At 50.2% G+C, this 227-nt stretch carries 1 rRNA gene; it reads right to left on the bottom strand.

The annotated features are described in order from the left end of the window. Positions 1-227 (bottom strand): 23S ribosomal RNA (locus HF569_RS12270); the annotation flags it as partial.

The following is a 227-nucleotide window of genomic DNA, read 5'->3' on the forward strand; positions in this document are numbered from 1 at the left end:
GCAAATTAACGTAACTCGCCGGTTCATTCTACAAAAGGCACGCTATCACCCATTAACGGGCTCTAACTAATTGTAGGCACATGGTTTCAGGAACTATTTCACTCCGCTTCCGCGGTGCTTTTCACCTTTCCCTCACGGTACTGGTTCACTATCGGTCACTAGGGAGTATTTAGCCTTGGGAGATGGTCCTCCCGGATTCCGACCACGTTTCACGTGTGTGGCCGTAC

It is taken from the genome of Levilactobacillus tujiorum (genome assembly GCF_012641185.1).
Taxonomy (GTDB): domain Bacteria; phylum Bacillota; class Bacilli; order Lactobacillales; family Lactobacillaceae; genus Levilactobacillus; species Levilactobacillus tujiorum.